The organism is Acidovorax sp. Root217, assembly GCF_001428645.1.
GTDB lineage: Bacteria > Pseudomonadota > Gammaproteobacteria > Burkholderiales > Burkholderiaceae_C > Acidovorax.
Window position 1 is genome coordinate 51,218 of sequence record NZ_LMIH01000041.1, and the last position, 10,295, is coordinate 61,512.

The following is a 10,295-nucleotide window of genomic DNA, read 5'->3' on the forward strand; positions in this document are numbered from 1 at the left end:
CCCAGGCACACGGCTGAAAAGAAGCGCTGAACTCAACGCGCCGGCGAAGCCACCGAAGCAGCCGGCGTCGCATCACTGGCCCCAGCTGCCGGTGCAGCGACCGGAGGCGTCACCGTCACCTGCGGCACCCACCGATCCAGCCAATGCGCCCGCCACGCCACAAACCCCACCACGAGCACGGCAACCAGAACCCCCAGCCCCACCCACACAGGGCTTTTGGACTCCGCAAACGGATCATCGAGCATGCGCCGTGCATTGGCCGGCACCTTAGCCACTTGCGACAAGGACCCGCCCAACCGGGTGTTCACCCGCATGCGCCCGTTGATCGCCCAGCCGCTGGCGTCGAGGATGGGCCCCAGGCTGCGCTGGCGCAGCTTGAGCCAGGCAATCAGCATGCTCGGCCCCGAGATCGCCAGCACGATGCCGATCAGGGCCAGCGGGATCCAGACCCCCAGGTCCACGAACTTGCCGAAGATGCCCACCAGCACCGCGCTGATGCTGCCCAGCGCCACGCCGATGGCGGCCACCGTGCCGACGTCGGTGCGGCGTGGGGTGCCGGGCACGGTCACGCTGCTGGCGTTGGTGCCCACGGTCTTGAGATCGGTGCTGGCCAGGGTACCGGCCGCCGTGCCCAGTGACTTCTGCGCGCGCGCATCGCTGGCCGAGGCGCGCTTGGCCACCTGTTCTTCAATCATGCGAACGAACTTCTTGTACGGCGAGAAGAATGCCTGGCGGATGCTCGTGGGGTTCTCGATGATGCGGGTGATGGTGGCGTCCCAGTCGTGGCCGTCGCGGTCGTAGAACACGCCGTTGCGGCCCACGAAAAGGAAGTCCACGTCGCCGGCGGTGAATGCCGCGACGATGCCCATCTTCTGGCCCTTGCGCGTGCAGTCGCAGTACGCCAGGTAGGTCTTGGCCAGGCCGGCGAGCTTGGCGTGGCGCGCGGCGTCGGGCACCTGCACCACCAGGTCGCAGCTGCGCGCATCCAGGTACAACGTGCCGGCCTGGAAGATGGCACCGCGGCGCTGGTAGAAGGCCGAGAACGAGACGAAATTGTTGAGCAACTCCAGCAGGTCGCGCTTGAAGCGCAGCAGCTTCTCCAGCCCCAACGCCTGCTCGTTGTGGGCCTGCTCGGCCTCGTCCTCGTCGATCAGGGCCATCACGCGCTGCTCGGCATCACTTGCCAAGAGGGCCTCGCGTACCTCCTCGTCCAGCACATCGAGGCGGGTGGCGGGGCGGTCAGCCAGCCATTGCTGGCAGGGCGCCAGAGCCCTCTGGATCAGCTGCCACTCGTCCTGCGTGAGGCTTTCGGCGTTGCTGCGTGCCAGCAGGGGCTCCACCGTGCGCTCGCTGAAGTTGCGCAGGGCCTTGGCCCAGGCCGGGTTCACGCCGTGCCTCAGGGGCAGGGCGCCGCCAGGGGTGATGGGGGCCAGGGGCAGGGTGGTGATGGCCGGCGAGGCCAGGCCCAGGTCCTGGCTGGCCATGGCGCTGTATTCGTCGAGCGAGGGGTTCAGTGCTGTGGCGGCGCGCGGGTCGTAGGCCGCCAGGCGGGTGCGGGCAAAGAAGTCCTCCACCTTGGCGGCCACGGCATTCATGGCCTCGGTGGCGGCCAGGGTGCGGTCCCCCAGTGCCAGGCCGGTGGTGGCGCCGCGCGCTTGGTCGGCCCAGGCCCTGAGCTTGTTCAGCTCTGCAAAGAACGACTCGGCGCGCTCGCGGTCGATGCCGGGCAACTGCTTGTCGGTGGTGGGAGGAATGCTGCCGTGCGTGGTGATGATGTGCGCTATGGCCTCGCGCGCCACGGTGTCGTCCTTGCCTGCGGTGTCCACCGTTATGATGCCGTCGCCATTGAAGCGCAGGGCGCTCAACTGCTCGCTGCGTGTGAGTACGTCGGCCAGCGCGATCTCCGTGGCCTCGGGCCGGCCGGCCATGGCCAGCAGGCGCCGGGCCTCTGCGGCCAGCGCGGCGCCTTCTTCGGTGCGGTCGTCGATGGCCCTGATTTCCAGCGTGTCGCCGGGTTGTGCCAGTTCGTCCGCGTTGTGCAGCTGCGCGCAGGCCCACGCACAGGCGGCCAGCAGTTCGGGCGGGCGGATGCGGCCGTCCTTGTCGGTATCGATCAGGTCCAGCGTGCGCTCGTCGAACTCGATGCCGCGCGTGGGGCAGGCCAGGGCCACCCAGAGCTTCTGGTCCAGCTCAGCCAGGTGGGCAATGTCCGCGCCGCTCTGGATGATGACCTGGTCCACGCCGCCGGCGCGAAAGAACTGCCAGGCGTGCTGGGGTGGGGGCTGCTCGGGCTGCAGCGGGGCGCGGTGGGTGGGAAGGAATGTGGCGACGGTCGGCTGCGGCTGAGGGTCCATGCCCTCATTGTCGGCAGCCTGCGCCCATCACCACCCCGGACCTGGGCGAACAGGCCTGTAGGCGATCTCCCTACGAGCGCGATCCGGCGCCCAGCCAGCGCAGCGGGTTGAACCCGGTCACCAGGCCCGTGGCCACCAGCACCAGCAGGCCGCCCCAGAGCATGCCCGGGCCCAGGGCTTCGCCCAGGAACAGATGGCCCCAGGCCACGCCGAACAGCGGGATCATGAAGGCGCTGCTCATGGCCGCCACGGGCGAGACCTGGCTGAGCACGCGCAGGTTGAGCCAGTAGGCCAGGCCCGAGGTGACGATGCCCATCACCGCCACGGCGGCCAGCGCGGTGGGCGTGAACTGCGCCTCGGGCAGGCTCCAGGCCGCGCCGGGCAGCAGCATGACCAGGGCCGTGCCGTGGATGCCGGCCGCAATCGCCAAGGGCGGCATGCGCGTGGTGGCGCGCTTCATCCACGGGGTGGAAACGCCGTAGCAGGCCGATGCCGTCATGCAGGCCAGGGCGGCAATGATGAGGGCCGGGGTCGGCGTGACCGGGCCCAACTGCACGATGAGCGCCACGCCGGCAAAGCCGCAGAGGCAGCCCAGCCACTTGCGCGCACTCAGCGTGTCTTCCTTGAGCCACGCCGCAGCGATCACGCTGAAGGGCACGGCCATGGTGTTGAGCAGTGAGCTGTAGCCCGCCGGCAGGTACAGCGCTGCCCAGGAGTACAGCAGGAACGGGATGGCCACCGTGAGGGCGCCCAGCCCGACCAGTTCGCGCCAGTGGCGCCAGGGCCAGCGCTCGCCGGCCACGCGCATGATGAAGATCAGCGTGAGCGTGGCCAGGCCGATGCGCAGGGCGGCCATGACATTGGGCCCGAGCACGGGGCTCGCGACGCGGATGAAAAGGAAGGAGGCGCCCCACAGGGCAGACAGCAGCACGAGCTGCAGGAAATGGCGGGTCTTCACTGGTGCATTGTCGGGCAGGCCGGCAAAGTCTGCAGGCGCTGCGACATGCCGGCGCGAACCGCCCCGGCTATTTGCGCACCTCGTCGACCATGGCGCGGAAGTCGTCGATGTCCTCGAAGCTTCGGTAAACGCTGGCAAAGCGGATGTAGGCGATCTTGTCGAGCTTCTTGAGCTCGCGCATCACCAGCTCGCCGATGCGGCTGGAGAGCACTTCGCGCTGGCCCAGGTTGAGCAGCTTTTCCTCGATGCGCTCGATGGCGCTGTCGATCTGGGTGGTGCTCACCGGGCGCTTGCGCAGCGCCAGGTTGAACGAGCCGAGCAGCTTGCCGCGCTCGTACTCGATGCGCCGGCCGTCCTTCTTGACGATGGCCGGGAAGTTCACTTCCGGCCGCTCGTAGGTGGTAAAGCGCTTGTCGCAGGCGCCGCACTGGCGCCTGCGGCGGATGAAGTCACCTTCTTCAGACACCCGGGTTTCGACGACCTGCGTTTCCTGGTGGCTGCAGAAGGGGCACTTCATGGCGGGGCCGGATCAGCCGTAGACCGGGAAGCGTGCCGTCAGCGCGTTGACCTTGGCGCGCACGGCGGCGATGTTGGCCTCGTCGCGCGGGTTGTCCAGCACGTCGGCGATCAGGTTGGCCGTGATGCGCGCTTCTTCTTCCTTGAAGCCGCGCGTGGTCATCGCAGGGGTGCCGATGCGCACGCCGCTGGTCACCATCGGCTTTTCAGGGTCGTTGGGGATGGCGTTCTTGTTGATCGTCATGTGGGCTGCGCCCAGCACGGCCTCGGCTTCCTTGCCGGTGATGCCCTTGGCGCGCAGGTCGACCAGCATCACGTGGCTTTGCGTGCCGCCGGAGACGATGCGCAGGCCGCGTGCGGTCAGCGTTTCGGCCACGACCTGGGCGTTCTTGATGACCTGTTCCTGGTAGGTCTTGAAGTCGGGCTGCAGCGCTTCCTTGAAGGCCACGGCCTTGGCCGCGATGACATGCATCAGCGGGCCGCCTTGCAGGCCGGGGAAGATGGCGCTGTTGATGGCCTTCTCGTGCTCGGCCTTCATCAGGATGATGCCGCCGCGCGGGCCGCGCAGGCTCTTGTGCGTGGTGCTGGTGACCACGTCGGCATGGGGCACGGGGTTGGGGTACACGCCCGCAGCGATCAGGCCGGCGTAGTGGGCCATGTCGACCATGAAGATCGCGCCCACGTCCTTGGCCACCTTGGCAAAGCGTGCAAAGTCGATGTGCAGGCTGTAGGCCGAGGCACCGGCGATGATGAGCTTGGGCTTGGTCTCGTGCGCCTTCTTCTCCATGGCGTCGTAGTCCAGCACTTCGTTGGCGTCGAGGCCGTAGGAGACCACGTTGAACCACTTGCCCGACATGTTCAGCGGCATGCCGTGCGTCAGGTGGCCGCCTTCGGCCAGGCTCATGCCCATGATGGTGTCGCCGGGCTTGAGGAAGGCCAGGAACACGGCCTCGTTGGCGGAGGCGCCGCAGTGCGGCTGCACGTTGGCGGCATCGGCGCCGAAGATTTTCTTGACGCGGTCGATGGCCAACTGCTCGGCCACGTCCACATGCTCGCAGCCACCGTAGTAGCGCTTGCCGGGGTAGCCTTCGGCGTACTTGTTGGTCAGCTGGGTGCCCTGGGCCCACATCACGGCGGGGGAGGCATAGTTCTCGCTGGCGATCAGCTCGATGTGGTGCTCTTGCCGGGCGTTCTCGGCCGTGATGGCGGCAAAGATTTCGGGGTCGGCTTGTTCGACAAGAATATTGCGTTGGTACATGGCAGTCCTATGAACTTGTGTCCCTTGAAACAAGGGCTGCCCAGGCGAACGGCTGAACGCGGCGGGCATGACACCCGTGCGGCACGCTCCCCAGTGGTTCACAAGGGGCAAGCCCTTGTCGGTTTCCACGTCAGCGGCAACCCGGTTGCGGGGCTGCGCCTATCGCCAGTTGCGTACCTGCGTAGTGTATCCCAGGCGGCGGCGCTGCTCCAGCAGAGCGGCCGGGAGCTGTGTATCAGGATGGTTGCGAGAGCAGGGCGACCTTGTCGCTGCCGTTGTTGGCCGGCGAAGCAGGGGCTGGCAGCTTGACCGACGCGGGGATCGACTGCACCGGCGCCTGTGTGGACAGGGTGGCGGGCGGGTTGGTCGGCATGGCGCGGCCACCGGCCACCTGGCGCAGGCGAAAGTGCTCGGCCAGCACCTTGGCGGTGTAGCCGCCATCGTCGGGCAGGTTGGCCGCGCCCACGTAGTAGCGCAGGCCGCCTTCGAGCGAGCCAGCGCGGGCGATGCATTCCTGCAGCACCTTCACGCCCACGCGCAGGTTGGTCACCGGGTCGAAGGCCGCGAAGTGGCCGCCGAAGTTCTGGTACTTCTCGGTGTGCACGGTGGTCATCACCTGCATCAGGCCCTGGGCACCCACGGAGCTTTGCGCAAAGGGGTTGAAATTGGACTCGATGGCCATGATAGCCAGGATCAGGGTCGGGTCGAGCTTGTTGCGGGCGCCGAGTTCATAAGCCTCTGCCACCAGCACGCTCAGCGGCTCGGGGGCCACGCGGTACTTCTTGCTCAGCCAGAACGCCACGGCGGCCTGCTCCTTGGGCAGGTCCTTGGGGTTGCCAGCGGTGGCGCGCTCGCTCGCCTCGGGCTCGATGGGCATGCCCAGCACGGCGACCTGGCGCGCCTGCAGCCAGTTCATGAGCTTTTCTTCTCCGGCCTGGCGCAGGTCGGGCCGGGCGGTCAATGCGATAACGACGAATGCAACGGTCAGCCCGATGAGGGCGAAGCTGCTGTGGGTGATTTCAAGAAAACCTTCGGTCACGTCGGCTGCGAAGGTTCGCATGCCGGAGACTATTTTTCCTGACGCTGTCATAGCTCTTCCTTTCTGGGGCGCTTCCCTGAGGCCCTGCCAGCACGGGTGGTTGGCAGGATCAGGCGTATCACCTGGATTGGTACGCCATCAATTTCAGGCCTGCAAAAAGCAAGAGGGGCCGTGAGTTGACTTAGCCGGGTTCGGCAGCGGGTTGGGGTTTTTACTAGCCATTTTTGAGGCTGGCGGATTCTAGGAGGTCACCAAATACCTAGTCAATACTAACAAATTCAATCGTTAGATTAAAAAAGCATGAAAAATCTGGTAGAAAACACAGGGTTTTGCCTTTTTCCACCCGAAGCGGTTGCCCGGCCGAGCACAGCCCGGTGACGGCCATGTGTCAAATTCAATCGGCTTTTACCGCACCATTGCAAAACCGGGTTGAGCCCGGCAGCCGACTTTGGTAAGGTTCATCTGCCTGTTGATTTCAGGCATCGCCAGACGAAGCGAACTCTCCCGCCGATGGGCATTCAGTGCCGCGGTGCAGCAGATGAAACTTCCACGGCACCCCCTGGAGGCAATACCTTGCCTCCTCGCACGGTGGACCTTCATCTCCGCCTTGCGAAACGATGGCAAAGACCGTTGTGTCAGCCGTCAAGCCCGGGAGACTGTCCACTTCGGAAAGTCCCCCGGGCTTTCTTGTTTCTGGGTCGTTGCTTGCGTCGCGTTCCCACGTTTTCAAACATGCGGCTTCATGCTGGGGAAGGGGGCTTGGAGCATGGCGCCGCGAGCCCGCAGGCGGGCCCGGATGGGCCTGTATTGAACTGCCTCAAGGCATTGAATGGGCCCTTGGCGCATATATATAGATAATGGGGGCAATTCCCAGAGCGGGCACAGGCCCCTGGGAGACACCGCAACCCTGCAATGCAGGGTGCAGAAGCCCGCACACCGGGTGGCTCTGGACAGGATATCCCCGAGGGACCTCCTTGCCAGGACTGCCGGTGGCCCGCCTGCACGAACCCGGTGAAAATAGCCCGTTTTCTGCCATGTACCTGCTCTGGCTGGCGCTAGCCTTGGTGGCCTCGCGCATCCAACCCGAGCAGGGATGGCCGTTCGCAATCCATTGGATCCATGTTTCCATTTTTTTCCCGCAGCAAAATGTCCGACGCACCTGAAGTGAATCCGGCCCCGGCCAAAACCCAAGAGGCGCATCCCCTGGATGCACTGACCGGCGGCGCCTTCTCTGCCGCCACCTCGGGCGAGCGCGCCTCCCGCATCCGTGATTGGCTGGCCACGCAGCCAGCGCCAGAGCAGCTGCAGGAAGTGTTCAAGGAACTGAGCGGCCGCGACAAGGGCGCTGCCCGTGCCGTGCGCGAGCGCCTCGACGAGATCCGCCGCGCCAAGGGCCAGGAAGTGATTGCCGCCGAGTGGGCCGAGAAGGCCCAGGCGTTGCTGTCCGCGCCCAAGCTCAACATCGCCGATGCCCTGGCATGGCAGCGCGACGCGGCCAAGGCCGGCGCGCCGCTGTCGCGCGAACCGCTGTCCCTGCTCAAGGTGCAGGTGGCCGATCGTGTGAAGGTCATCGAAGACCTGCAGCACCGTGTGCAGGTGCAGCGCGAAGCCGCCGTGCTGCTCGCGCAGCGCATCGAAGTGCTCTCCACCAAGCCCTGGCGCGACGCGCACGGCGCGCTGGAGCTGCTGCGCGCTGACGTCGCCCGCTGGCAGGAGCAGGCCCAGGAGCTGACCAGCGACGCCAGCTGGGCCAGCGTGGAAGCGCGCTTCCCGCCGCTGCTGGATGCCTCGCGCACCCAGTTGCTGGTGGTGTGGGATGCCTTCCAGCCCGCCGTGGCCCAGGCCGCCGCTGCCGCTGAAGATGCCAATGCCCCGCTGCCACCCGTGCCGGTGTGGGCCGATGAGCTGCGCGCCGCCCGTGGCCTGCCCACCGAGGCCGCAGCGGCTGCTGCGGCCGGCGCCGCTGCCAAGCCCGCCCGTGCGCCGAACAAGCCCAAGGTCGACCCCGAAGTGCGCGACAAGGCCGTGCAGGCCGTGCGCGATGCGCTGGTGGTGCTTGAGAAGGAAACCGCAGAAGGCCATGGCAAGGCCAGTGCCGGCGCCGCCGCCGCGCTGCGCGCCGTGCTCAAGAACCATGGCAAGCACATCGATGCCGCGTTGGAGCAGCAGGTGCACACGGCCCTGGTGGCCGCAGGCGAGCTCGAAGGCTGGCAGCGCTGGGGCGCCGACCAGGTGCGCGAGGACCTCGTGGCCAAGGCCGAAGCCCTGCTCAACCGCCCCGAGGGCCAGGCCCTGGGTGGCCGCAAGATGCAGGAAACCCTGCGCGCCCTGCGCGAGCAGTGGAAGCAGTCCGACCAGGGCGGTGCGCCCAACCACGGCCTGTGGAAGAAGTTCGACGAGGCCTGCAATGCCGCGCACAAGGTCGTGGAAGCCTGGCTCGACAAGATCCGCGCTGATGCCGCCGAGCACAAGGCCCAGCGCCTGGCCCTGATCGAGGAGGTCAAGGCCTGGACGCAGGAACATGCCACTTCAGGCGACTGGAAGGCCATCAACCGCGCCCTGTACCAGTTCGGCGACCGCTGGCGCGAAGGTGGCCACGTGGGCGAGAAGATCTTTGCCGAACTGCAGCCGCTGTGGAAGCAGGCCATCGCTGGCGCAGCTGCGCCGCTGGAGGCCGCGCAAAAGGAAAGCCTGGCCCGCCGCCACGCCATGATCGACGAGGCCGTGGCCCTGGGCGCCGCGCCCGCGTTGCGCATCGACGCCATCAAGTCGCTGCAGCAGCGCTGGCAGACCGAGGCACAGACCGTGCCGCTGGATCGCAAGCACGAGCAGAAGCTGTGGGACGCATTCCGCAAGCCCATCGACGAAGCCTTCAACCGCAAGTCGGCCGACCGCGAAAAGGCCGTGACCGAGCTGAGCGCGCACGACCGCGTGGTGCTCGACGCCTCCAAGGCCCTGGAGGCCGCCAACGCCACGGGCGATGCGCAGCAGATCCGCGCCGCCGTGCAGGCCCTGGAGGCCGCGCTGCGCGGCCAGGCCAAGGCCGCCGAGGCGGCTGCCTCGGCGCACAAGAGCGAGCAAAGCGCTGCCGCATCGGTGGCGCAGGCCGACGAGGCCGCTGCTGCGACCGGTGATGGCGAAGCGACTGCGGCGGATGCTGGCGCGGACGGCGAAGCGGCAGCCCCTGCCGCAGCCCCCGTGGCGCCGCCCAAGCCTGCCCGCCCCGTGGTGGCCGTGCGTGGCGACGACCGCCCCGGCATGAAAAAGGATGCACCCGCCGCCCCCGGCCGCGGTGCGCGGCCTGGTGAGCGCCGCGATGGCGGCCGTGGCGATGCAGGCCGTGGCGGCCCGCGCGATGGCCGTCCTGGTGACCGGGGTGCAGACCGCGGCGGTGACCGTGGTGGCCGCTTCGGCGACCGCCCGGCCTACGAAGACCGTGGCCCGCGCCTGGGCGATACGGCCTTCCGTGCCCAGCGCGACGCCATGGAGCACGCCCAGATGGCCCTGAAGAAGCTGGCTGCGCAGGCCCATGGCGAGGCGCTCACGCAGCTGCTCGCGGCCTGGGAAAAGCGCGATGCGGCACAGGTGCCGAGCACGCAGGACCTGGGTGGCCGCGTGACGCCGGCCGTGCGCACGTCCTGGACGCAGGCGCTGTCTGCCGCGCCCAAGGGCGATGCGGCCGAGGCCCTGCTGCGCCTGGAAATGGCGGCCGAGGTGCCCACCCCGGCCGAGCACATCTCCGCACGCCGCCTGCTGCAGTTGCAGTTGCTCACGCGCCGCAACGACCCTGCGCCCGAGCAGACCTGGGGCCAGGATGCGGCCCGCGTGCTGGCCAGCCCGAGCGATGGCGCCACGGCCCGCCGCCTGCAGAACGTGCTGAAGAACCTGCTGCGCAAGTAAGGGGCAAGCCCGGGCCTATGCCCGGCGCAGCCTTTGAAGCGCCTTTGCGTGCATGCCCCTGGGCATGGATGCGAAGGCGCTTTGTCTTTGGTGAGGTGGGTGTGTGTAGGGAGCGTGCCGGTGCCTGGGCGCACGGGCCGAGGGGCTGCTGTGGATGCAGCCGCAAAAACAAAAAAGCCGTTGCGAATGCAACGGCTTTTTCTTTGTTTGGTGCCCAGGAGAGGACTCGAACCTCCACGATGTTACTCGCTAGTACCTGAAACTAGTGCG

At 67.4% G+C, this 10,295-nt stretch carries 7 protein-coding genes and 1 riboswitch; of the genes, 2 read left to right on the top strand and 5 right to left on the bottom strand.

Features of this window, described 5'->3' with window-relative positions; all coding sequences use genetic code 11:
* Positions 1 to 32: 32 nt before the first annotated feature.
* The 5 genes from ASE31_RS26780 to ASE31_RS26800 all read right to left on the bottom strand — a co-directional run bounded on the left by ASE31_RS26780 (position 33) and on the right by ASE31_RS26800 (position 6,176).
* On the bottom strand, positions 33 to 2,354 hold the full coding sequence (locus ASE31_RS26780) for a hypothetical protein (RefSeq protein WP_157412677.1): 2,322 nt from the start codon (positions 2,352 to 2,354) through the stop codon (positions 33 to 35).
* Positions 2,355 to 2,424: 70 nt separating this feature from the next.
* Entirely contained in the window at positions 2,425 to 3,312 is an 888-nt protein-coding gene (locus tag ASE31_RS26785; RefSeq protein ID WP_057205579.1) for a DMT family transporter, read from the bottom strand.
* 67 nt (positions 3,313 to 3,379) lie between these two features.
* On the bottom strand, positions 3,380 to 3,829 hold the full coding sequence (gene nrdR, locus ASE31_RS26790) for a transcriptional regulator NrdR (RefSeq protein WP_007856647.1): 450 nt from the start codon (positions 3,827 to 3,829) through the stop codon (positions 3,380 to 3,382).
* Positions 3,830 to 3,841: 12 nt separating this feature from the next.
* Positions 3,842 to 5,086 (bottom strand): serine hydroxymethyltransferase, encoded by a 1,245-nt coding sequence (glyA, locus tag ASE31_RS26795; protein ID WP_057205581.1) that lies wholly within the window; start codon positions 5,084 to 5,086, stop codon positions 3,842 to 3,844.
* Positions 5,087 to 5,117: 31 nt separating this feature from the next.
* Positions 5,118 to 5,269: riboswitch (ZMP/ZTP riboswitch) on the bottom strand.
* Positions 5,270 to 5,321: 52 nt separating this feature from the next.
* Positions 5,322 to 6,176 carry a lytic transglycosylase domain-containing protein gene (locus ASE31_RS26800; protein ID WP_057205583.1) on the bottom strand — a complete coding sequence of 285 codons (855 nt, stop codon included), beginning with the start codon at positions 6,174 to 6,176 and terminating at the stop codon, positions 5,322 to 5,324.
* 923 nt (positions 6,177 to 7,099) lie between these two features.
* Here ASE31_RS26800 and ASE31_RS32155 point away from each other — a divergent pair.
* Both ASE31_RS32155 and ASE31_RS26805 read left to right on the top strand, forming a co-directional pair.
* The gene (locus ASE31_RS32155) at positions 7,100 to 7,288 is read left to right on the top strand and encodes a hypothetical protein (protein WP_162261442.1); all 189 of its coding nucleotides are present in this window, start codon (positions 7,100 to 7,102) and stop codon (positions 7,286 to 7,288) included.
* Complete coding sequence (locus ASE31_RS26805; RefSeq protein ID WP_057205585.1) at positions 7,245 to 10,025, top strand: DUF349 domain-containing protein; 2,781 nt, start codon at positions 7,245 to 7,247, stop codon at positions 10,023 to 10,025. Before ASE31_RS32155 ends, ASE31_RS26805 begins: the two co-directional genes overlap by 44 nt.
* The last annotated feature ends 270 nt before the right edge of the window (positions 10,026 to 10,295 follow it).

Coding starts and splice junctions, on each gene's coding strand:
- ASE31_RS26780 (WP_157412677.1), bottom strand. CDS start 2,354: ATGGACCCTCAGCCGCAGCCGACCGTCGCCACATTCCTTCCCACCCAC.
- ASE31_RS26800 (WP_057205583.1), bottom strand. CDS start 6,176: ATGACAGCGTCAGGAAAAATAGTCTCCGGCATGCGAACCTTCGCAGCC.
- nrdR (WP_007856647.1), bottom strand. CDS start 3,829: ATGAAGTGCCCCTTCTGCAGCCACCAGGAAACGCAGGTCGTCGAAACC.
- ASE31_RS26805 (WP_057205585.1), top strand. CDS start 7,245: ATGTTTCCATTTTTTTCCCGCAGCAAAATGTCCGACGCACCTGAAGTG.
- glyA (WP_057205581.1), bottom strand. CDS start 5,086: ATGTACCAACGCAATATTCTTGTCGAACAAGCCGACCCCGAAATCTTT.